Genomic DNA, 21,596 nt, shown 5'->3' on the forward strand with positions numbered 1-21,596 from the left:
GCAGGGCTGTCACCAGCGGTTGGCGCGCAACGCCTTGCGGTAGCGGATCCACCGCCCGGTGGACGGAGACAGCGCGCAGCCGACGATTCCGATACCCGTCAACGCTCCGAGCAATCCCGCGGCGGTCCCCCAATAGACACCCTCGACAGTGGCTGCCACCGTGGCTCCGACTCCGTACAAGACGACCGGCGTCGCCAAGATCGTCGTCAGGACCCGGCCCGTCGTTCTGCCTTGCATAATCAGCGTTCCCGAGATCAGGGCGACAGCGGCGCCCGCGCCCAGCAGACCGATGGCGAGTGTATTGCCCTCGGTGTCGAGTCCGTCCCTGTTCGCCTGATTGGTCAGGACGGCAGCCAGTACCGCGAATCCCAACAGCACAGCGCCGATCACCATGGCACCGATGCCAGCGATCGTCGCCGATACGCGGGAAGGAACGGCGCCGGGTGGCAAGCCCTGTTGTGGCCGAGCCCGCACGGCGGGACCGAACCGTGGGTCGGGCCAGGACTGCGGCACGTGCCCACCGACGGCGTGCCCTTGGTGCGCCGGGGCATGCCACGGCTGCTGCACATACCCCTCGGCATGGCCCACCGGTTGCGCGTAGTACGCACCGTCGGCTCGCGGCTGCTGGGCGAGTCCTTCGGAGGAGCTGTTCGCCGCGCGGGTGGAGGAGGCCACGGGGTGGGGCGCGGCCACCGGCCCACCGTCGAGCGCATGACACACAGCGCTGGCGAATTCTGTTGAACTGCTGAATCGTTCGTCTCGATGTTTGGCCATCGCGCGGGCGATGACGGCGTCGATCGCAGGTGGCAGATCCGGCCTGATCGCCGTGAGGCGCGGCACCGGGTGCGACAGGTGACCCGCCACCACCTGACCGGGGTTCGTCGCGGTGTAGGGCGGGTGCCCGGCGTACATCGCGAACAGGGTGCAGGCCAACGAGTACTGATCGCTGCGGTGGTCGACGACTTCCCCGGAGAGCTGCTCGGGTGAGGCATAGGCGAGGGTGGCTGTGAATGTTCCGGTCGCGGTGAGCTGGGTGTTCGCCGTGGTCACCCGCGCGATCCCGAAATCGGTGAGTACCGCGCGGATCTCACGACCGTGTTCGGGATCGGCGATCAGGATGTTGCCCGGCTTCACATCACGATGCAGCACACCGTGCTGGTTGGCGTAGTCGAGGGCGGAGGCCGTCTCCCCGATCAACCGCGCGGTGACGTCAGCCGGGTACGCGCTCGCGTCCCAGGTGGCCGCATCGGTGCCGCGCACGAACTGCATCGCGATCCACAGGTACCCGTCGTCGGTTCCCCGATCGAAGATCCCGACGATCCCCGGATGGTCGAGTTGCGCAACGACATCGGCTTCCCGCTCGAACCGTCGTTGCAGTTCGTGAGCGGCGCTGAACTCCCGATTCAGCACCTTCAACGCCACACTGCGCGGCAGCCGAGGATGCTTGGCCAGATAGACCGTCCCCATCCCGCCCTGTCCGAGCACACCTTCCAGGTGGTATCCGGCGAAACTCGCCCCCGTTTGCAGCACCGTCACTCCTCACCGCTCCCCCGCTCGCAGTGAGCACGTTACCCGCGCCTGCTTGCGATTCGCGCCGGAAGGGCTTCTCGACGGCTAGGCGATCACCCGGCTGCGCGTCCGAACGGGAGTCGCGCCAGTGCGTTGGCGACTGCGGCGTGGAGATCGCGCATTTCCGGGTCGTTGTCTTCGACGGCCCAGGTGAGTTCCTCGACGGTGCGGATGAGGGCCCAGCCGCGGGCGCGTTCGGGGTCTACGTCGAGTGCTGCTGCCGTGGGGGCGATCACCGCGTCGGCGTGCTCGGGGGTCGGGTCGGACTGGATCTGGATCATCAGGAGGAAGCCTGCGTCGAAGGATGCTTCACCGAGGCACGGTTTCGGGTCGATCAGTAGCCATGGTTCGCGTTCGGCGGCAACGATATTGCCGAGGTGGGTGTCGCGGTTGACGATCAGGAGGGGATCGTCCGGATCGCTCAGTGTGACGCACCAGCGCTCAACCAACGTCCGTAGAGACGGTGAGATCTCTTGCGCCACAGCAGGGTCGGTGAGCCGGGTGCGGAGGCCGTCTATGACGTCGGTCGCGGCGGGGAAGGCCGGAAAGCTGTCGGGAAAGGCAGGCGCTGGTCGGCGCAGCCTGCGATACAGCGCGCATGCCGACTTCACCTTCGCCGCGTTCTCCGGTCGGCCCTCGAGGCTCGGGAAGCCGGGCTGGGTGAGCAATTCCGTTCCGGGGAAAGCCCATTCGAGCAGCATCGCACCGGTGGCGGGGTCGAATTCGAGCAGCCGGACGGCACCGTCGCCGTCGTAGGCGTACAAGGCGGTCGCCTCGGCGATGTTCTCCTCGTCGACCATCGGCACCTTCAGCACGGCCTGCCGTCCGTCGTCGCGCCTGGCCCCGGCGACGTAGGCGTGCGTTCCGCCGCCGAACGGCGCGGTGAACTCGCTGAGCCCCCACCGCTCGGCCAGCCCGGCCACGACGTCCGGCAACTCGTCGATCCACCGCGCACCGGCCGCACCGAACACCGCACGAACCGTCTCCTCGACCGCCGACGGCAACTCCACAGGCAATCCACCCGACACCATCAGCTCACCCTGCCGACGCCGAATCCTGCCGTCAATCGAATTCCTACGCCCTCGACAGAGCACCACCGAACCTGACAGCCTTCCGAACATGACGGATCCGCTCACCCCCGACTTCCCATCCGGCTACGAAGTCTCCACCGACACCGCCCGCATCGACGCGCAACGCGTCCACACCTGGCTGTCCACCGACTCGTACTGGGCGAAGGGCAGAACGCGCGAGAAGCAGGACAGCGCGATGGCCGGTTCCCTCAATTTCGGTGTCTACGACAGTGTTTCGGGAGAGCAGGTGGCCTACGCCCGGGTCGTCACCGACCGCGCGACCTTCGCCTGGCTCTGCGACGTGTACGTCGACCGTTCGGTGCGCGGCAAGGGCCTCGGCACAGCCCTGGTGACCGCCGTCCGCGACCACCTCGCCCCCTACGGCCTGCGCCGGATCATGCTCGCCACCCACGACGCCCACGGCGTCTACGAGAAACTCGGCTTCGAGCCGCTGAGCAACCCGGAGCACTGGATGGCCCTCGAAATACGGTGAGCGCTACTGGCTAGCCGAGTCAGAAATCCAAGGACAGCCAATCGATTTCGATGGAGAAGGGGTACGGGAACGAGATACCCGGCGCGGAACCGCGAGCCCACTGCCCTGCCAGCAGATAGTTGGCGTTGCGGAGTGGACGAACGCCGGGGGGAAGTTGCGCATGGCCGGTTTCGAGGATGTACACACGCAGGGCGCCGATGCCGGTGAGATCCTTGGTCAGGTCCGCTTCCCAGTACGAGGGGATCCCCGCACCTGCGTAGCGGGCCTTCTTCGCTTCGACATCGGCCGGCGTGTTCGACGGTGACAGCACTTCACCTACCAGAACAGTGTCGGAGGCACGGACATCGGAGCCTGGTGGCAGGCAGCGGTGCACGAGGAAGTCCGGCGTCACGAAATCCGACTTTCCGGTGGAACCGAAGAATACGTTCGTCCCGAGGTTGCCGCGCCAGCAGCGTTCCGGATGAGATCGATTGTCGGCCGCTGCATCCCTGATCGCCTGGGTCAATAGCAAGGTGGCCAACTGGTGCTCGCCCGGCCCGCGCCGCACGAACACCACACGCCCTTCCCACAGCTCGACCTGCGCGGCGATCTCCTCCGGTAGTGCCTCGAGCTCCTCCCAGGTCATCGACTCGGGAAGATCAGGGCGATCGACGCTCGGCATGGCCATGTCCCCATGCTACGCAGCGGAAAACGCAAAACTCGCCAGACCTGACGTCTCTCGACGACAGATCTGGCGAGTCAGCGGACGAGCCTAGCCCTTGTGGGACTTGACGGCGTCGGTCAGCTGCGGGGCGACGTTGAACAGGTCGCCCACGATGCCGTAGTCGGCGATCTCGAAGATGGGAGCCTCTTCGTCCTTGTTGACCGCGACGATGGTCTTCGAGGTCTGCATGCCCGCGCGGTGCTGGATGGCACCGGAGATGCCGAGGGCGATGTAAAGCTGCGGGGAGACGGTCTTACCGGTCTGACCCACCTGGAACTGGCCCGGGTAGTAGCCCGAGTCGACGGCGGCACGCGAGGCACCGACGGCGGCACCGAGCGAGTCGGCCAGCGCCTCGACGACCGAGAAGTTGTCGGCGGAACCGACACCGCGACCACCGGAGACGACGATGCTCGCCTCGGTGAGCTCCGGACGGTCACCGGCGACGACCGGCTCACGGGAGACGACCTTGACGACGCCCTCTTCCTGCGCGGGCACGGCCACGGCGACCTGCTCACCGGCGCCGGCCTGCGGGGCGGCCTCGATGGAGCCGGGGCGCACCGAGATCACCGGCACGTCGCCGGTGGCCTTGGCGTCGACGGTGAACGCGCCACCGAAGATGGAGTGCACGGCCGAACCGTCACCGTTGACGCCGATGACGTCGACGAGCAGACCGGAGCCGATGCGCGCGGCGAGGCGGCCCGACACCTCCTTGCCCTCGGCGGTGGCGGCGACGATCACGGCGGCGGGGGCGGCGGACTCGACCAGCGAGGCGAGCACGTCGACCTTCGGGGTGACCAGGAAGCTCTCGACCTCGTCGCCCTCGGCGACGTAGATCTTCTCGGCGCCCGCGGCGGCCAGGGCGGCGGCCAGCTTGTCGGCGGTGCCGGGGGCACCGGTCACGACGGCGGCCGGGGTGCCGAGCGCGCGTGCGGCGGTGAGCAGTTCGGTGCTGACCTTCTTGACGGCACCGTCGGCGTGCTCGACGAGCACAAGTACTTCAGCCATTGTTCTTTCTCCTAGGGAAGTTCTCGGACGGTCCGGATCAGATGATCTTCTGGCCGATGAGGTAGGTGGCGATCTGCTTGCCGCCCTCGCCCTCGTCCGCGATCTTCTCGCCCGCGGTGCGAGCGGGCTTCGGGGTGGCGGCGGTGACCGCGGTGCCCGCGTTGGCCACACCGACGGTCGACGGGTCGATGCCCAGGTCGGCGAGGGTGAAGACCTGAACTTCCTTCTTCTTCGCGGCCATGATGCCCTTGAAGGACGGGAAGCGCGGCTCGTTGATCTTCTCGTTCACCGAGACGATCGCGGGCAGGGTGGCCTCGAGCTTGAACACACCCTCGTCGGTCTCGCGCTCGCCGGTGATCTTGTCGCCGTCGACGGTGAGCTTGCGCAGGTGGGTGAGCTGCGGGATGCCGAGGTACTCGGCGATGATCGCCGGGACCGCACCCGCGCGGCCGTCGGTGGACTCGTTGCCGGCGATGACCAGCTCGACGCCCTCGACCTGGCCGAGCGCGCCGGCGAGCACCCAGGCGGTCTGCACGGCGTCGGAGCCGTGGATCGCGGGGTCGTTGATGTGGATGGCCTTGTCGGCACCCATGGACAGCGCCTTGCGGATGGCCTCGGTGGCGCGATCCGGACCGGCGGCCAGCACGGTGACCTCGCCGCCCTGGGCCTCCTTGATCAGCAGCGCTTCCTCGACGGCGCGCTCGTTGATCTCGTCGAGGACGGCGTCGGCGGCCTCACGGTCGAGGGTGTAGTCACCATCGGTCAGCTTGCGCTCGGACCAGGTGTCGGGGACCTGCTTGATGAGTACGACGATGTTCGGCATCGGTCTTCGTCGACCTCCTTCTGGGTTACACGTGAGTGGTGGGCCGCACGAGCTGGGCCGTACGTCCGTGTGGGTGCTCAGAGGGGAACAGTACCCTACGCTAAGTTACCGGTGGGTAACCTACTTGCGCAACAGGTCCCTGGCTCAGGAGCGGACCATCGGTACCAGTAACGTCGAGGCCATGAGCGAGGCTGTGATCCCTGCCGCACCGGTGGACGCAACACATGACCCACTGCCGCTGACCGGTGAGCGGACGGTGCCGGGTATCGCCGAGGAGAACTACTGGTTCCGTCGGCACGAGATCGCCTACGCCCGGCTGCTGGAGCACTGCGCGGGCAAGACCGTGCTCGAGGCGGGCTCGGGCGAGGGCTACGGCGCGGACATGATCACCGGGGTCGCCCAGCGGGTGATCGGCGTGGACTACGACGAGGGTGCCGTCGCGCACGTACGCGCGCGCTACCCGCGCGTGGAGATGATCCAGGGCAACCTCGCCGACCTCCCACTCGACGACGAATCGGTCGACGTGGTGGTGAACTTCCAGGTCATCGAGCATCTGTGGGACCAGGCGCAGTTCCTGCGCGAATGCCTGCGCGTGCTGCGCCCGGGCGGACGACTGCTCATCAGCACCCCGAATCGCATCACCTTCTCCCCCGGTCGCGACACCCCGCTCAACCCGTTCCACACGCGCGAACTCAACGCAGCCGAACTCACCGAACTGCTGGTCGAGGCCGGTTTCACGGTGTCGCGGATGCTCGGCGTGCACCACGGTGACGCCCTCAAAGCGCTGGACGCCAAGCACGGTGGGTCGTTCATCGACGCCCAGATCGAGCGCGCCCTCGCCGGTGAGCCCTGGCCTGCCGACCTCACCGCCGACGTCGCCGCCGTGACCATCGACGATTTCGACCTGCGTGAAGGCGATATCGATGCCAGCCTGGACCTGGTCGCGATCGCCGAGAAGGCAAGGCGTTGACCGACTCTCGCTCCGTCCCGGGCCAGTTCACGCTGGTCCTGCACTCGCATCTACCCTGGCTGGCCCATCACGGGCGCTGGCCGGTGGGTGAGGAATGGCTGTACCAGTCCTGGGCCGCGTCCTATCTTCCCCTGGTCCGGGTGCTGAAAACCCTTGCCGCCGAAGGTCGCTCACATCTGCTGAGCCTGGGGATCACCCCCGTGCTCGCCGCCCAGCTCGACGACCCGCACTGCCTGGCGGGCATGCATCACTGGCTCGGCAACTGGCAGTTGCGCGCCGACGAGGCCTCCATGGTGGGCAATGTGGCGCTCGGCAGGCACGAACATCGGCTCGCCGCAACGGCTCTCGCCGATTTCGAGCAGGACTGGCGGCACGGCAGCGCGCCGGTCTGGCGGTCGCTGATCGATGCCGACGCCATCGAACTACTCGGCGGTCCGCTCGCGCATCCCTTCCAGCCGCTGCTCGACCCCCGCCTGCGTCAGTACCAGCTGACCGAAGGACTGGCCGACGCGCGGTTGCGCTGGGGCACCACCCCCACGGGAATCTGGGCGCCGGAATGCGGATACACGCCGGGCATGGAACTCGGCTACGACGCCGCCGGTGTGACGCATTTCATGGTCGACGGACCGTCGCTGCGCGGCGACACCAGCCTCGGCAGGCCGGTGCGCGACGCCGATGTGGTCGCCTTCGGTCGCGATCTGCAGGTGAGTTACCGCGTGTGGTCGCCCAAACAGGGTTATCCGGGGCAGAGCGCGTACCGCGATTTCCACCACTACGACCATGCGACGGGGCTCAAGCCGTCGCGGGTCACCGGCAAAACGGTGGCCGGTCCTGACAAGGCCCCTTACGATCCCGAACTCGCCGCCGAAGCCGTCACCCGCGATGTCGCCGACTTCGTCGAGACCGTGCGCGCGCGGCTGATCGAGGAGTCCGAGCGGATCGGCAGGCCCGCGCTCGTGGTCGCCGCGTTCGACACCGAACTGTTCGGCCACTGGTGGCACGAGGGACCGCAGTGGCTCGAGCAGGTGCTGCGCGCGTTGCCCGAGGCCGGGGTCACCGTCGGCACCCTCGCCGATGCCAGGGCGAACGGGTTCGTCGGTGAACCCGTGCAGCTCAACGACTCGTCGTGGGGTTCCGGCAAGGACTGGCGGGTGTGGGCGGGCGATCAGGTGGCCGACCTCGTCGAGCTCAACGCCGACGTGGTTCGGCTGGCCCTGGACACCCTCGACAAGGTGCGCCGCGACGGTGCGTTGCGCGATCCGGTGGCCGATCAATTGCTGCGCGAAGCGATCCTCACGGTGTCCAGCGACTGGGCGTTCATGGTCAGCAAGGACTCCGCCGCGGGCTACGCGCGCGACCGCGCCCACGAACACGCGCATGCCGTCCGCGAACTCGCCGAGGCGATCGGTGCCGGTCAGTTCGCCAAAGCGACCCGTCTCGCGGCAGGATGGAGCGCGGCCGACGGACTCTTCCCAGGTCTGGACGCACGGCGGTTGCCGACCGCCGTCCCGTCGGTCGCCGAAGGATCGTCATGAAGATTTTGATGGTGTCGTGGGAGTACCCGCCGGTCGTGGTCGGTGGGCTCGGTCGGCATGTGCATCACCTGGCCGTCGAACTGGCCGCGGCCGGGCACGAAGTGGTCGTGCTCGCCCGCAGGCCCACCGGCACCGATTCGCTCACCCACCCGACCCATTCCTATATCGCCGACGGTGTTCTCGTCGTCGCGGTCGCCGAGGACCCGCCGTGCTTCGACTTCGGCGAGGACATGCTCGCCTGGACGCTGGCGATGGGGCACGCGATGGTGCGCGCGGGCGTCGCGCTCGGCAAACCCGGCGTCGGTGACGGTTGGACGCCCGATGTGGTGCACGCCCACGACTGGCTCGTCGCCCACCCGGCGATCGCGCTCGCCGAGTTCTACGACGTGCCGCTCGTGTCGACCATTCACGCCACCGAGGCCGGGCGCCACAGCGGCTGGGTGTCGGGGCGGGTGAACCGGCAGGTGCACTCGGTGGAGTGGTGGCTCGCCAACGAATCCGATCAGCTCATCACCTGCTCGACATCCATGCAGGACGAGGTGGAGCGGCTCTACGGACCCGAACTTCCCCCGATCACGGTGATCCGCAACGGCATCGACGTCACGTCGTGGACGTTCCGGCCGCGCGCACCCCGTTCCGGACCGCCACGGCTGCTGTATGTGGGCAGGCTCGAGTACGAGAAGGGCGTGCAGGACGCGATCGCCGCGCTGCCCAGGATCCGGCGCGCGCATCCCGGAACCACCCTCACCGTCGCCGGGATCGGCACTCAGTTCGACTGGCTGCGCGAACGTGCTCGCGTGCACCGGGTGGCGCGCGCCGTCAACTTCGTCGGCAATCTCGGCCACACCGAACTGCTCGGCTGGTTGCACGGCGCCGACGCCATCGTCCTGCCCAGCCGCTACGAACCGTTCGGCATCGTCGCCCTGGAAGCCGCCGCCGCAGGCGTACCCCTGATCGCCTCCACCGCGGGCGGACTCGGCGAAGCGGTGATCGACGGCGTCACCGGCGCCTCCTTCGCCCCCGCCGACATCGACGGCCTGGTCGACGCCACCCGCGCCGTCCTCGACGACCCGCTCACCGCCCAGGACCGCGCCTACACCGCCCGCGAACGCCTCACCGCCGACTTCGCCTGGGACGTGGTGGCCGCCGAAACCACCCAGGTCTACACCACGGCCAAGCGTCGGGTCCGCACCCCTCTCGGCCGCCCCACCATCCCCGAACGCCCACTCCCGGAACGGGATCCGAAGTAGACCTCGCTTCGGCACGCACATGACGCCGACCGGTTTCCAATGCGTTGACGTTCTAAACGTGAGCTGTGTAACAGTTCGGGGTTCGCGGCCGACACCCTTCGGCCACCGCTGAATCGCGGTGTGCGGCAAGGGGGTCGGCGGCCGGTCGGCCGTATTCGCCTTGCGGTGATCGTCGTGCCGAGCCTCGAAGGGTGAGTTGCTGTGTCGTCTCCGCTGTTGTCCAAGGGCCAGAACATCGCATTGCCGACGGATGTCGAACGCGTCGACATCGTCATCGGCTGGCCCGAGCCGACTGTCGAACTCGACGCCTCGGCACTCTTACTCGGCGCCGACCGCCGCGTCGCCTCCGATGCCGATTTCGTCTTCTACAACCAGCCCGAATCTCCCGACGGCTCGGTCAGATTCCTCGGAACGAGCGTGACGGACGAAGGCCGGCAGGCCAGGATTTCGATCGACCTCTCCGCACTCCCCGCCGGCATCCACACCGTCGCGCTGGCGGGCAGCGTCGGCACCGGCACCTTCGGCACACTCGGCAAGCTCGCCCTGCATGTGATCGACGCGGCGGGCCGCTCCCTCGCCGAGTACGTGACTGCCGATGCCGACACCGAGTCGGCCTTCGTCTTCGGCGAGGTCTACCGCCGCGAAGGCGTCTGGAAGGTGCGCGCCGTCGGACAGGGCTGGGAATCCGGACTGGCCGGACTGGCAACGGATTTCGGTGTGTCGATCGACGACGACGAGCCAGCGGCCGAGCCGGTTCACGACGCGCCCGCGACCCCTCTCACCGAGCCGGCGCCCACCGCCGCGCCCGCCCGTGGTGTACGCACCGCCAAGCGACCGGTGCGCAAGTCGAAGCCGATCGAGTTCCGCCAGGCCGAATCCGACGCCTGGCAGCCCGCCCGGCTGTTCTCGGTCTTCGGTATCGGTGCAGGCGAGGAACAGGAACGGCGTACCACTTCGGCGCTCGTCGCGACGATGCAGGCCGTGCGCCCCTTCGCGCGGGCGGTCTGCGCGAGGATGGGTGCACCGGTCGGTGCCTTCGAGGGTTATATCGAAGTGCAGTACGAGGCAGGCGATTCGACGGTGGTGCCCGATGCCGTGCTGCGGGTGAGCCGGGGCAGCAAGCAGTGGACCGGGTTGCTCGAGGTGAAGACCGGGAACGGCAAGCTCAGGAAAGACCAGCTCGAGAGCTATCTCGATGTGGCGCGACGCCGCAAGTACGACGTCGTGGTCAGCTTGTCCAACGATATCCCGGCCGGTCCGGGCGAACTGCCGGTCCAGGTCGACCGCCGCAAGCTGACGAAGGTCGCCCTGCGGCACCTGTCGTGGGCGGAGGTGGCGCACGAGGCACGCATGTTGCTCTCGCACGGCAGTATCGACGACCCGCTGCAGACCTGGGTTCTCGGCGAGTTCCTGCGTTACCTCGACCATCCCCGGTCCGGCGCGGCGGAATTCGTCGACATGGGCAGGCATTGGGTCGTCGTGCGGGACGCGGTCATGGCGGGCACGTTGCGCGCGGGCGATCAGAAGGCGCTGACCGTCGCCGATACCTGGGTCTCGCTGTGCAGGCATCTCGCGCTGCGGCTCACCGCCGAACTCGGCGTCGAGGTCAAACACATTCTGCCGCGCAAGTTCCATACCGATCCGGCAGCTAGGGCCGCGGCCGTCGCCGAACGATTGGCCGCCGACGGCTGCTTCGAGGCGGTACTGCGCATCCCAGACACCGTCGGCGATCTCACGGTGGTCGCCGACGTGCGCACCAACAAGGTGCGTTGCCGCATCGCGATGGCCGCCCCCGACGAAGGTACCTCGGCGCGCCGGGTGTCCTGGTTGATCAAGCAGCTCGCCGAGGCACCGGGTCGGGTGCAGGTGGAGGCCGTGTTCTCCGAACGCGGCACAGAGAGCTGCGAACTGCTCGACGTCGTGCGGGCGAACCCGAAGTCGCTCATCGAGGGACGAACCGGCTCGATCGTGTCGTTCACACTCGAACAGAGCTTCCCGATGGGCAACCGGCGCGCCGGAACCGCGGCGAGCTTCATCTCGAGCGTCACCTCCGCGACCGACACCTTCTACGGGACGGTGGTCCAGCCGCTGCGCGAATGGGTTCCCGCCGCGCCACGGCAAGCCGATATCGGTCAAGCCGAGGCTTGACCCGACGTCGTCGACCCGCTCTCACGCCGGGTGGATTCCACCCCCGTGGTAGCGGGTGGCCGCGTTCCAGAAGAAGAACCCGTCGATACCCGCGGCGCGGGTGGCGTCGATCTGGGCTTTGACTTCGGCGTCGCCGTAACTCACGCCGAGGGAGAAGTCCTGGAGCCAGGGGATGACGCCTGCGTTGGTGCCCTTGGTCTGGGTGATGAAGTCCTGGAGGGAGCGGTAGACGATGTCGTAGGGCTGGGCGTTGGGGTTGGCGACACCGTATTCGCCGGGGTTCCAGTGGGAGGGGTAGATCATGGGGGCGACGAAGTCGACGTGGCGGGCGATGAGGGGGATGTCCTGGGCGATCTGGTCGGGGCGGGTGGAGGCGATGCCGTAGACGGCGGCGCTCTGGTGGGCGCCCGCGCTGTTCACCGGGTGCCTGCTCTCGGCGAGGAAGGCCGCGATCGCCACCGACGGCGTGTCGGTGAGGCCGGTGAAGGTCATGCTCGTGAGGCTGCCGTCGGGGCGGCGGACGTAGTCGTACATGATGCCGTCGAACCCGAGCCGCGCGCCTTCCACGGCCAGGTCGATGTTGTAGCGGCGCACGTCGGGATGGGCGAAATTGGTGAAGGCGATCGGCCCGTAATGGCTGGAATATGGTTGGCCGGAAGGGTTCTGGACCACCCAGTCGTTGCGCCCGCTGTGCCACGCCCACGACGCGAGAGTCGGATCGCGGAACGCGACGATACGCCCGACCACCTGCACACCCATGTCGTGCAACTGCCGAAGCGCGGCGGGCGCGTCGTAGATCTTCGTGGCGGCACCGGATTCCCGGGCGAGCGGCACCTGCGAGTCGTAGCCGACGACGCCGTCCTCGTCCTTGATGTCGAGCTGCACGGTGTCGATGCGTCCCTGGCGCGCGAGGTCGAGGACCGATTCACGCAGCCCGTCGTGCGACCAGGCGTGCGCGGTGACGTGCACCGCCCGCATCCTCGGCAGGGTCCGCGCGGTGACGACGGTGCTGCTGGCCGCGTTGCCCGCGTCGTCGGCCGCGACCACTTCGAAGGCGGGCGCCCACGGCACCGCGAACTCGAACGACCCGTCTTCGGCGGGTGTCACCGATTCCGCGCCGATGGAGACCCGAACGGCGTCGACGGCGGTGCCGCGCACCACCACCGGTGACCGGTACGACGTCACCGGGTCGGCGGGGTTCACGGTCAGCGTCGGTGGCGTGGTGTCGGCGAGCGGCACCACGGCCGATCTACTCAAAGCGAATCCGGCCACGAGCGCGACCACGACGATCGCCAGACCGACTCCGACGACGGTGCTCGTCCACCGCCACCGGACGGCCGAACGGAATGAGAACCCCAACGCCAACACCGCCTTCCAATACTGTTGACACGCCAACTATTTCGCGGTTCCGACACGGATGTGGCGGGTATCGGTAGATCAACTGTAAACCGAGGCCGCCGCGTAATATCGCATTGATGACAGGTGGTTCTCCTGCACTTTCGCGACTTCTGCCGATCCTCGCGCTGACCACCGCCCTCGCGGCGTGCACGGACACGAGTACCGAGGCCGCCTCGGTCGACCCACCCGCCGCCCACAGCACCACGGCGGCACCCCCGAACCCGGCCGAAGTCGGCGCCAACGAGCTCGGTCTCGTCCCGGTGTTGATGTATCACCAGATTTCGGCGAACCCGGCGGGCGAATACGACCAGACCCCAGCCGAATTCCGCGACGAACTCGAACGCCTCTACCGCGAGGGCTACCGCCCCGTGACCGCCGCCGACTACGTGTCCGGCCGCCTCGACCTCCCCGCGGGCACCCACCCGGTGGTCCTCACCTTCGACGATTCGACCACCAGCCAGCTCGCCTTCACCGACTCCGGCGCCGTCGCACCCGACAGCGCCGCGGGCATCCTCGCCGAATTCGGCGCGCGCTACCCCGATTTCCGCCCGGTCGCCACCTTCTACGTGAACAACGAACCGTTCCAAGGCGATCCGCGCGCCCTGCCCTGGCTGGCGGCCAACGGTCACGAGATCGGCGCCCACACGGCCACGCACCCGAACCTGTCGACGCTGGACGACAACAGCGTGCAACGCGAGTTCGCCGAGAACGTGCGCGCGGTGACGGCCGCCGCGCCGGGCGCCACCGTGCGGACGATGGCGCTACCCCTCGGCATCCACCCCGACAACCGGTCCCTGACCACGGCAGGCAGCTGGGACGGCACCACCTACACCTTCGACGCCGTGATGCTCGTCGGCTCGAATCCGGCCCCGGCGCCCTACGCCGGGCTCGACCCGGCCGGTGTGCCACGCATCCGTTCCGGCCGAGGTGCGGTGCCCTTCGACTCGGCCCATTGGCTCGATCACCTCGCCGCCCACCCCGGCCAGCGCTACACCGCCGACGGCGACCCCACGCGCGTCTCGTTCCCCCGCGCCCTCGCCGGCGAGCTGAACCCGCGCTTCACCGCGCAGGCGAACCCGTACTGAGCTACGCGTCCGGGGTGAAGGTGAAGATCTCGCCGAGACGGGTGGCGACGACGACCTGACCCTCGGGCCCGATCGATGTGCCGGTGGTGGTTCCGGTGGCGTTCGGCAGCGGATCGGAGTCGATCGTGGTGCCGGTGGTGGTGTCGAAGGTGATCAGGTTCAGGCCGGCGCCGATGGCGGCGACCGTGTAGCCGATCTCGCCCGAGGTCAGGGCGGGGGTGCCGCGCTGGGCCAGGTCCTTGCGTTCCCAGGCGCGGTCGGCGCGGTCGCCGTGATCGCGGATGGCGGCCAGGTAGCCGTCGTCGCCGGACGGGAGGATCAGGTCGTCGACCAGGGCGATGCGGCCGCGCGGGGTCCAGCCGAGCGCGTGGGTCCAGCGGGTGCTGCCGTCTTCGGTGTTCACCGCGATCAGGCGGCCGCTGTTGTCGCCGACGTACACGGTGGCGCCGTCGGCCGACAGGGCCGGGCTGGTCGCGCTGCCGTCGGTGAGCATGTCGGCGCTCCACAGCTGCGTCACGGTGCCGTCGGCGTAGGACATCGCCCGCAGCGAGGCCATCGGCTTGCCCGGTTCCCAGACGGTGACGAAGAAACGGCCGGTCTCGGGGTCGACGGCGGTGGTGTTGGCGACGGCGCAGCGCGGGCCACCGACCTGGCAGTCGTCGAGGCCGTCGCCGGAGGCGGGTCGGGTCAGGCCGGGGTACTTCAGGAAGTCGGGTTCGCCGAGCAGCTGCAGGGTCGGCACCTCGCGTTCGCCGGTCTGGCGGCTGAGCACGTCGACCTGGCCGGACTGGGTCACCGTGAGCACGCGGCCGTCACCGGTGAACTGGATCGCCACCGGCACCCCGGCGACGGGGGTGCGCCAGCGCGGCTGACCGAGGTAGTTGAACGAATTCACCGCGCCGTCGTCGCCGACGTAGACATTGTTGATGCCGTCGACCACGGTGGGCGCCTCGATCGTCGACGGGCCGAGCGGGTTGCAGAACCGTTTGCGGCCTGTCTGCATCTGATAGGAGAACACCGCGCAGTTGCCGGTGCTTGTGGTGACGAACAGCTGACCCTCGCCGCCGATCGTCACGGGCTGCGCGATCGGCCCACCCACCGGCCGCGACCAGCTCAACGTCATCGCCGACGCACCGCTCACCGGGCTCGCGGCGCTGTTGCGGCCGTCGTGATGGGCTGCGGGCCAACCCTTTCCGGAGCCGACGGTGATGTCGTCCACATCGGTGCCGCAACCGGCCAGCGCCACCACACCGGCGGCAGCGAGCGAGGCGGCGACGCGAGTCCGAGTTCGCACCTGCTGATCTCCTGGGTAATCGGGCCGAGGATCGGGGTATGGCACGGTAAGTGTGCCCTGCGAAAGTACTCTGTGTACCCGATGACCGAATCCCCGGGGCTCACCCGGTGGACGCCGTCGAGGTCGGAAGAGGGAGAGTAGTTCGTGACGAGCATGTGGGGCGCGCCGCTGAGCGCGCGCTGGCGTGGATCACGCCGCCGCGATCCGCAGCAGGCGCGTTTTCTGACCAGGGATTCGTTGCGCTGGGTGCTCGCCAATCGCGCCTACACCCCCTGGTACCTCGTGCGTTATTACCGCCTGTTCAAATTCCGGCTCACCAATCCGCACATCGTGTTGCGCGGAATGGTGTTCCTCGGCCGCAATGTGGAAATCCACGCCACCCCCGAATTGGCGCGCATGGAAATCGGGCGCTGGGTGCATATCGGTGACGGCAACGCCATCCGCTGCCACGAGGGTTCGCTGCGCATCGGCGACAAGGTGGTGTTCGGCAAGGACAATGTGGTCAACACCTACCTCGACATCGAGATCGGTGAGTCGACGCTGGTCGCCGACTGGTGCTACATCTGCGACTTCGACCACAAGATGGACGACATCACGCTGCCCATCAAGGACCAGGGCATCGTGAAGAGCCCCGTGCGGATCGGCCCCGACACCTGGATCGCCGCGAAGGTGACCGTCCTGCGCGACACCCGGGTGGGCCGCGGCTGTGTGCTCGGCGCGCACGCGGTGGTGCGCGGCGACGTTCCCGACTACAGCATCGCTGTCGGGGCACCCGCCAAGGTCGTGAAGAACCGCAAGGTGGCCTGGGACGCCGGTGCCGCCGAACGAGAGGCCTATCTGGCCGCGCTCGCCGATATCGAACGCAAGAAGAACGCGGGCGCACAAGCCTGAACGACACTCCGCCGACAGGACCGTTCCTGTCGGTGACGGTCGGTACGGTCGCGACGTGGACAGTTATGCGGCGCTGCTGCGCGGGATCATGCCGACCAACCCGAACATGCGCAACGACAAGTTGCGCGGGGTGTTCGAAGGGCTCGGTTTCGAGGGCGTCGCGACGGTGCTGAGCAGCGGCAACGTGGTGTTCCGCACCGACGACGACCGCGACGATCTCGAAGACCGCATCCAGCAGGCGCTCGCGACCGAGCTCGGTATCCCCGGCGGCACCATCGTGCGCAGCCACCCCGAACTGCGTGCGCTGCTCGATCGCGACCCGTTCGAGGGCCTGGCCCACGAACGCGGTTCCTATCTCACCGTCACCTTCTTCAAACACACCATGCGCGAAGCCGATACGTCCGCCTTCACCGACGACCCGCTCACCCGCGTCATCGGCTACGACCCCGCCGCACGCGCGTTCCTCACCGTGATCGACAACAGCACCGGCAAGACGCCCGATTTCATGGCCCGGCTGGAGAAGACCTACGGCAAGGACATCACCACCCGCACCTGGCTCACCGTGCAGCGCGTGGTGAAGAAGATGGAAGCCTGAACTCGGGCGTCAGGAAACCTGAGCGGCCTGCGCGGTGCAGAGGAAAACTGTTGCGTTGCGGCCTATTCGGGTGACGACCAAGGTGAAGGGCCGGTTGCCGCGCAGTTTGAGCTTCTTACGCAAGGCATCCGGGTCGATGTCGACGCCTCGGACCAGGATCTCGAGGGCACCGCAGTCGCGGCGGGCCAGTTCCTGACGGAGCGTCTTCTCGCGTAGGTCGAAGCGGTCTTCGATGCGGAAGCCGCGCATTCCGGTGGGTACCGTGTCACCGGTCAGGTAGGCGATCTGCGGATCCAGTTGCCAGAGACCGTGTTTCGCGGCGTAGTGGCGGACGAGGCCCGCGCGGACGACGGCGCCGTCGGGGTCGATGATCCACTCGCCGGGTGCGCGTTCGGAGATTTCGTCGGGGTCGGTGTCGGTGAGAGTTGTTGCGCCACCACGAGAATCGAGGACAGTGGCGCGGCGGGTGAGGCCGGGGGCGGTGAGGCCGGGTGACCAGAGGCAGGCTTCGCGGACGGCACCGTCGAGGGACACGATCTCGACCTCGCCGTCCCAGCCGAGCCGGTCGAAGTCCAGACCGGGCGCCGACTTCACGGCGATGTCGCGGCCCACGTAGGCGGCGAGCAGGTCGGGCAGCGGGGGTTGGAGTTTGGCGGGGTCGTAGGTTCGGCGGCCGTCGGCGCGGCGGGCCGGGTCGGCGATGATCACGGAGTCGCGGGTGGTGGGGGTCAGCGCATCAGCCTTGGCCAGCAAGATGTTTCGGGTCGCAGCGGCCACCGCAGTGCCGCCGACAGCCTGTCGCCCGTCTCCCACACCGGAACCCGTTCCGGCCGCAGCTCCCGAACACGACGGCGTGATCGCGCCGGAATACCCGGCCGACAGCGGCGCGACACCGAGATTGTGGGCGGCCATCGCCAGTCGCACGTCATCGAGATCGCTCCCGACAACCGCCGGGCACACCGCCGCGAGTTCGGCCAGCTCGGCACCGATCGAGCACGTCACGTCGTGCACGGCACGACCGGCCAATCGCGCGGCCCGATGCCGGGCGACGAGTGCGGGGGTGGCCTGTTGCAGCGCGTCGTCGGTGAACAGCCACTCCCCCGCTGCGGGCAGCTTCGCCAGCGCCTTGCGCCGCAACCGCACGGTCTCGATCAAGGCGGCACCGTGCTCGGGAAACGAGCGACGCACCTGCTCGATATCGCGCAGGTGCGTCGCCGCCGTCAGCTCCAGCCGGTCGACCTCGGCGAGCGCGGCGCGTCCCGCCGCGCTGTCGAGGAAGGCGACATCGTCGCGGCCGAAGCGGTATCCCACCTACTTCTGCGCCGCGCCCGGCTTCACGCCGGTGATCATCGCGTTGTAGAAGAACTCGCGCGGAACCACCTTGCGCAGCACGTTCTCGTCGAGCCAGCTCAGGCCGAGCCAGGCACGGTACTGGGCCATGCGGTACCCGACGGTCAGCTTCTCGTCGGGAACGGCCGCCTCGAAGGTACGCACCGGCCAGCCCCACAGGGCGGCGGCGAATTCCTCGGTGGTGGCCTTCACGTCGACGGCACCGGCCGACTTCGCCATCTTCTCCAGGTCACTGGGGTCGAAGGTGTGCAGGTCGACGACGGCCTCGAGCGCGGCGGCGCGCGACGACTCGTCCAGCTCGGTCTGCGGACGACGCCACCCGGACAGGAACGGCAGCTTGGTGACCTCGGTGGTCACCTTCCAGGTGAGCTGACCGAGCTTGCGGGCGTAGAAGTTGCCCACGGTGGTCGGTTCACCGGCGAATACGAAACGTCCGCCCGGCTTGAGCACGCGCAGGCATTCCTTCAGCGCCAGCTCCACATCCGGGATGTGGTGCAGCACGGCGTGCCCGCACACCAGGTCGAAGGTGTCGTCCTCGTAGGGGATGGTCTCGGCGTCGGCGACGCGGCCGTCCACATCGAGGCCGAGGTGCTCGGCGTTGCGTAGCGCCACCTTCACCATGCCCGGCGAGAGGTCGGTGACCGAACCGGTCTTGGCCACCCCGCCCTGCATCAGGTTGAGCAGGAAGAACCCCGTGCCACAGCCGAGTTCGAGCGCCCGCTCGTACGGCAGCGGTGCGGGGCCGACCGCCAGGTCGAAGCGGCCGCGGGCATAGTCGATACAGCGCTCGTCGTAGGAGATCGACCACTTGTCGTCGTAGGTCTCGGCTTCCCAGTCGTGGTACAGAACCTGGGCGAGCTTGGTGTCCTTCAGCGCTGCTTCGACCTCGGCCTCGGTGGCGTGCGGGTTCGGCGCCGGATCATCGGGGTGAACCGTCATAACACGCAAGAGTAATAGGAGACCCTCAGCACGCAATCGCCGGTCTTGTTTCGCGCCATTCCTGCTGGTCGACTGACCGGTCCAGAGTCAGCGTCCGGTGAATACGGCGCTGTTCGGGCCGTCGGCGGCGAAGGATCGGGTGCCGGTGCGGGTGTCGTCGGTGTCGAAGAGGGCCGACCACTCGGTGACGGCGGTCGAGTGGGCGTGGGGGCCCGCTTCGAAGACGGCTTTGGCGGCGGCGAGGGCGCGGGGGGCGGCCGTGACGAACTGGTCGGCCCAGCGGCGGGCGGCGGTGAGCACGTCGTCGGGGGGGACCACTTCGTCGACCAGGCCGAGTGTCGCGGCTTCCTCGGCGTCGACGAAACGACCGGTGTAGACGAGGTCCTTGGCACGGCTCTGGCCGATCAGCAGCGAGAGCCTGCGGATGCCGGACAGGGGGATCAGACCGGCCTTGATCTGGGGGAAACCGAGCTTCACGTTGTCGCCGACGATGCGGTGGTCGGCGCCGAGCGCCAGCTCGAGTCCCGCACCGAGGCAATAGCCGGCAATGGCGGCCACGGTCGGTTGCGGCACGCGGGTGAGGCAGCCGAGGGCGGCCTGCAGGTCGGCGGCCATGGCGGCGGCCTGGCCGGAGTCGAGCTCGGCGAGCTCACGCATCTCGTCGCCCGCGCTGAACACCCGCTCGTCGCCGTAGACGATCAGGGCGGCCACCCCCGGATGGTCGGCGACCGTGCGCGCGGCCGCCGCGACCTCGCGGGCCAGCTGGGCGTCGACGAGGTTCAGCGGCGGACGATCGATGCGCAGCAGCGCGACGCCGCGAGCGGAAGGCTCGGCGGGCAGCTCGAGGGTGACGAATTCGGCCATGGCGCCAAACCTACCGGCCGCGCAGCGCGTCCACGTCCGGGAGCTGGTCGAAATACCGTTCGTTGTCGGGAAAGTCCGACAGCGGACGACCGTCGGCGCCCGGCGAGTACCTCGGCATGATCGGCGCGATCGGCCGCTCGGCGGCCAGCACCGCGGCGGTGTCGGCGAACTCGCACAGGGCGTCGAGTTGCGACCAGGTGGGCGGCATCAGCACGTGCTCGCCCGCACGCCAGCTCTCGAGCGCCTCGACCGGGGTCTGCCAGCGCACGTGCGCGGCCTCGGAGGTCGCACCGTCGGCGATCTGCCCCTCCGGCAGGACCGCCACGAAGAACCGGGTGTCGTAGCGGCGCGGTTCGGCCTCGGGCGTGATCCAGTTCGACCACGGACGCAGCAGATCGGCGCGCAGCACCAGCCCCTCGGCGGCCAGGAAGCCCGCGAGGGAGATCTCGCGCCGCTCCAGCCGACCACGCGCCTCCCGGTAGACCGTCGAATCGCACACCACGGTGTCGACGGTCGGGCCGGCGAGCAGCACACCGCACTCCTCGAACGTCTCGCGCACCGCCGCGGCGACCAGCGCCTGCGCGGACTGCTCGTCGGTGCCGAATCGCTGTGCCCACCAGGCAGGTTCGGGCCCGGTCCAGGCGATGTCGGCCGTGCCGTCGGCCGGATCGACCCCGCCGCCCGGGAACACGGTGACCCCCGCCGCGAACGCCATCCCGCTCACCCGCTGCTGCAGGAAAACCTCGATGCCACGCGCACCATCGCGCACCAGCATCACCGTCGACGCATCCCGCGCCCGCACCACGGACTCGCTCATAGCCGTTCCTCTCCACGACCAGCACCATTGCCGATCGATACGCGACAGACCCCGACCACACCGCACGGCCGGTCCCCGATCCTTACGCACCCTAACCGTTGCTTGGTCCGTGATGCGACCGACCGGTCCACCCACCGGTCCACCCCGAGCAACCGACACGAAGCCACCCTCACCACCGGGTCCGCCCCAACAACAGCCCAAACCCGCCCCCGGTGCGCCACCTACCAGGCTCCTCAGCCCCCGGCACCACTCGAGTCCGCCACCCACCGGTCTGCCAGCCAAAGCGGCACCACTCGAGTCCGCCACCCACCGGTCTGCCAGCCAAAGCGGCACCACTCGAGTCCGCCACCTGCCGCACTCCCAGCCAAAGCGGCACCACTCGAGTCCGCCACCTGCCGCACTCCCAGCCAAAGCGGCACCACCCGAGTCCGCCACCTACCGCACTCCCAGCCAAAGCGGCACCACCCGAGTCCGCCACCTACCGCACTCCCAGCCAAAGCGGCACAACTCAAGTCCACCGCCTACCGCACTCCAGCCCGCACGGCACCACTCGAGTCCACCGCCTACCGCACATCCAGCCCCGCGGCACTACTCAAGTTCGCCACCTACTGCCTTCCCAGCCGCACGGCACCACTTAAGTCCGCCATGACCACACTCCCAGCCCCGCACGACCCGACCTCGAGGAGGGTCCGCCGCGAAGCGGCGTAGCGGCCCGGCCGCTCCGCCGCGAAGCGGCGTAGCGGCCCGGCCGCGCGAACAGCGCTCGAAGCGCATGCGCCGCAGGCGCGAGTCTCGAG

The 21,596-nt window shown here is 68.6% G+C and carries 19 protein-coding genes; 8 read left to right on the plus strand and 11 right to left on the minus strand.

The features are described from left to right. Nucleotides 1-9: 9 nt before the first annotated feature. The gene (locus tag ACSVDM_RS25775) at nt 10-1,530 is read right to left on the minus strand and encodes a protein kinase domain-containing protein (protein WP_439268431.1); all 1,521 of its coding nucleotides are present in this window, start codon (nt 1,528-1,530) and stop codon (nt 10-12) included. A gap of 92 nt (nt 1,531-1,622) precedes the next feature. Beyond that, nucleotides 1,623-2,579: an aminoglycoside phosphotransferase family protein gene (locus tag ACSVDM_RS25780; protein ID WP_439268432.1), complete on the minus strand. Its 957-nt coding sequence runs from the start codon at nt 2,577-2,579 to the stop codon at nt 1,623-1,625. Between the two features lie 109 nt (nt 2,580-2,688). On the opposite strand from ACSVDM_RS25780, the gene ACSVDM_RS25785 reads away from it, so the two are divergent. Further along, nucleotides 2,689-3,132, plus strand: coding sequence for a GNAT family N-acetyltransferase (locus tag ACSVDM_RS25785; protein WP_439268433.1), 444 nt, complete (start codon nt 2,689-2,691; stop codon nt 3,130-3,132). A gap of 19 nt (nt 3,133-3,151) precedes the next feature. On the opposite strand, the gene ACSVDM_RS25790 is transcribed toward ACSVDM_RS25785, so the two are convergent. The 3 genes from ACSVDM_RS25790 to ACSVDM_RS25800 form a co-directional block, all read right to left on the minus strand. After that, nucleotides 3,152-3,799: a Uma2 family endonuclease gene (locus ACSVDM_RS25790; protein WP_439268434.1), complete on the minus strand. Its 648-nt coding sequence runs from the start codon at nt 3,797-3,799 to the stop codon at nt 3,152-3,154. Between the two features lie 84 nt (nt 3,800-3,883). After that, a complete protein-coding gene (locus tag ACSVDM_RS25795) occupies nt 3,884-4,840 on the minus strand; it encodes an electron transfer flavoprotein subunit alpha/FixB family protein (protein ID WP_067493179.1) in 957 nt (318 codons plus the stop codon). 37 nt (nt 4,841-4,877) lie between these two features. Continuing rightward, on the minus strand, nt 4,878-5,663 hold the full coding sequence (locus ACSVDM_RS25800; protein ID WP_181698485.1) for an electron transfer flavoprotein subunit beta/FixA family protein: 786 nt from the start codon (nt 5,661-5,663) through the stop codon (nt 4,878-4,880). A 181-nt stretch (nt 5,664-5,844) separates the two neighbouring features. Between ACSVDM_RS25800 and ACSVDM_RS25805 the strand changes: the two genes are divergently transcribed. The 4 genes from ACSVDM_RS25805 to ACSVDM_RS25820 all read left to right on the plus strand — a co-directional run bounded on the left by ACSVDM_RS25805 (nt 5,845) and on the right by ACSVDM_RS25820 (nt 11,566). Next, the gene (locus ACSVDM_RS25805; protein ID WP_439268435.1) at nt 5,845-6,633 is read left to right on the plus strand and encodes a class I SAM-dependent methyltransferase; all 789 of its coding nucleotides are present in this window, start codon (nt 5,845-5,847) and stop codon (nt 6,631-6,633) included. Next, nucleotides 6,630-8,168: a 1,4-alpha-glucan branching protein domain-containing protein gene (locus ACSVDM_RS25810; RefSeq protein WP_439268436.1), complete on the plus strand. Its 1,539-nt coding sequence runs from the start codon at nt 6,630-6,632 to the stop codon at nt 8,166-8,168. Before ACSVDM_RS25805 ends, ACSVDM_RS25810 begins: the two co-directional genes overlap by 4 nt. Further along, nucleotides 8,165-9,418 (plus strand): glycosyltransferase family 4 protein, encoded by a 1,254-nt coding sequence (locus tag ACSVDM_RS25815; protein ID WP_067493171.1) that lies wholly within the window; start codon nt 8,165-8,167, stop codon nt 9,416-9,418. Before ACSVDM_RS25810 ends, ACSVDM_RS25815 begins: the two co-directional genes overlap by 4 nt. Before the next feature lie 201 nt (nt 9,419-9,619). Continuing rightward, nucleotides 9,620-11,566 (plus strand): TerD family protein, encoded by a 1,947-nt coding sequence (locus ACSVDM_RS25820; RefSeq protein ID WP_439268437.1) that lies wholly within the window; start codon nt 9,620-9,622, stop codon nt 11,564-11,566. Nucleotides 11,567-11,587: 21 nt separating this feature from the next. On the opposite strand, the gene ACSVDM_RS25825 is transcribed toward ACSVDM_RS25820, so the two are convergent. Further along, entirely contained in the window at nt 11,588-12,925 is a 1,338-nt protein-coding gene (locus ACSVDM_RS25825) for a putative glycoside hydrolase (RefSeq protein ID WP_439268438.1), read from the minus strand. A gap of 116 nt (nt 12,926-13,041) precedes the next feature. On the opposite strand from ACSVDM_RS25825, the gene ACSVDM_RS25830 reads away from it, so the two are divergent. Beyond that, nucleotides 13,042-14,049 (plus strand): polysaccharide deacetylase family protein, encoded by a 1,008-nt coding sequence (locus tag ACSVDM_RS25830; RefSeq protein WP_439268439.1) that lies wholly within the window; start codon nt 13,042-13,044, stop codon nt 14,047-14,049. A gap of 1 nt (nt 14,050) precedes the next feature. On the opposite strand, the gene ACSVDM_RS25835 is transcribed toward ACSVDM_RS25830, so the two are convergent. Then, entirely contained in the window at nt 14,051-15,343 is a 1,293-nt protein-coding gene (locus ACSVDM_RS25835) for an outer membrane protein assembly factor BamB family protein (protein ID WP_067493164.1), read from the minus strand. A gap of 153 nt (nt 15,344-15,496) precedes the next feature. On the opposite strand from ACSVDM_RS25835, the gene ACSVDM_RS25840 reads away from it, so the two are divergent. Then, a complete protein-coding gene (locus tag ACSVDM_RS25840) occupies nt 15,497-16,234 on the plus strand; it encodes an acyltransferase (protein ID WP_174550295.1) in 738 nt (245 codons plus the stop codon). Nucleotides 16,235-16,289: 55 nt separating this feature from the next. Continuing rightward, nucleotides 16,290-16,829 carry a DUF1697 domain-containing protein gene (locus tag ACSVDM_RS25845; RefSeq protein ID WP_439268440.1) on the plus strand — a complete coding sequence of 180 codons (540 nt, stop codon included), beginning with the start codon at nt 16,290-16,292 and terminating at the stop codon, nt 16,827-16,829. 9 nt (nt 16,830-16,838) lie between these two features. On the opposite strand, the gene ACSVDM_RS25850 is transcribed toward ACSVDM_RS25845, so the two are convergent. The 4 genes from ACSVDM_RS25850 to ACSVDM_RS25865 all read right to left on the minus strand — a co-directional run bounded on the left by ACSVDM_RS25850 (nt 16,839) and on the right by ACSVDM_RS25865 (nt 20,799). After that, nucleotides 16,839-18,140 (minus strand): THUMP-like domain-containing protein, encoded by a 1,302-nt coding sequence (locus ACSVDM_RS25850; protein WP_439268441.1) that lies wholly within the window; start codon nt 18,138-18,140, stop codon nt 16,839-16,841. Beyond that, nucleotides 18,141-19,118, minus strand: a complete 978-nt coding sequence (locus tag ACSVDM_RS25855; protein WP_357150555.1) for a methyltransferase domain-containing protein — start codon at nt 19,116-19,118, stop codon at nt 18,141-18,143. Between the two features lie 87 nt (nt 19,119-19,205). After that, nucleotides 19,206-19,982: an enoyl-CoA hydratase-related protein gene (locus ACSVDM_RS25860; RefSeq protein ID WP_181698475.1), complete on the minus strand. Its 777-nt coding sequence runs from the start codon at nt 19,980-19,982 to the stop codon at nt 19,206-19,208. Between the two features lie 10 nt (nt 19,983-19,992). Beyond that, nucleotides 19,993-20,799, minus strand: a complete 807-nt coding sequence (locus ACSVDM_RS25865) for an NUDIX hydrolase (protein ID WP_439268442.1) — start codon at nt 20,797-20,799, stop codon at nt 19,993-19,995. Between the last annotated feature and the right edge of the window lie 797 nt (nt 20,800-21,596).

The sequence above is a fragment of the Nocardia sp. JW2 genome (assembly GCF_051843015.1).
GTDB lineage: Bacteria > Actinomycetota > Actinomycetes > Mycobacteriales > Mycobacteriaceae > Nocardia > Nocardia coubleae.

Coding starts and splice junctions, on each gene's coding strand:
- ACSVDM_RS25785 (WP_439268433.1), top strand. CDS start 2,689: ATGACGGATCCGCTCACCCCCGACTTCCCATCCGGCTACGAAGTCTCC.
- ACSVDM_RS25790 (WP_439268434.1), bottom strand. CDS start 3,799: ATGGCCATGCCGAGCGTCGATCGCCCTGATCTTCCCGAGTCGATGACC.
- ACSVDM_RS25795 (WP_067493179.1), bottom strand. CDS start 4,840: ATGGCTGAAGTACTTGTGCTCGTCGAGCACGCCGACGGTGCCGTCAAG.
- ACSVDM_RS25800 (WP_181698485.1), bottom strand. CDS start 5,663: ATGCCGAACATCGTCGTACTCATCAAGCAGGTCCCCGACACCTGGTCC.
- ACSVDM_RS25805 (WP_439268435.1), top strand. CDS start 5,845: ATGAGCGAGGCTGTGATCCCTGCCGCACCGGTGGACGCAACACATGAC.
- ACSVDM_RS25815 (WP_067493171.1), top strand. CDS start 8,165: ATGAAGATTTTGATGGTGTCGTGGGAGTACCCGCCGGTCGTGGTCGGT.
- ACSVDM_RS25830 (WP_439268439.1), top strand. CDS start 13,042: ATGACAGGTGGTTCTCCTGCACTTTCGCGACTTCTGCCGATCCTCGCG.
- ACSVDM_RS25840 (WP_174550295.1), top strand. CDS start 15,497: ATGTGGGGCGCGCCGCTGAGCGCGCGCTGGCGTGGATCACGCCGCCGC.
- ACSVDM_RS25855 (WP_357150555.1), bottom strand. CDS start 19,118: ATGACGGTTCACCCCGATGATCCGGCGCCGAACCCGCACGCCACCGAG.
- ACSVDM_RS25860 (WP_181698475.1), bottom strand. CDS start 19,982: ATGGCCGAATTCGTCACCCTCGAGCTGCCCGCCGAGCCTTCCGCTCGC.
- ACSVDM_RS25865 (WP_439268442.1), bottom strand. CDS start 20,799: ATGAGCGAGTCCGTGGTGCGGGCGCGGGATGCGTCGACGGTGATGCTG.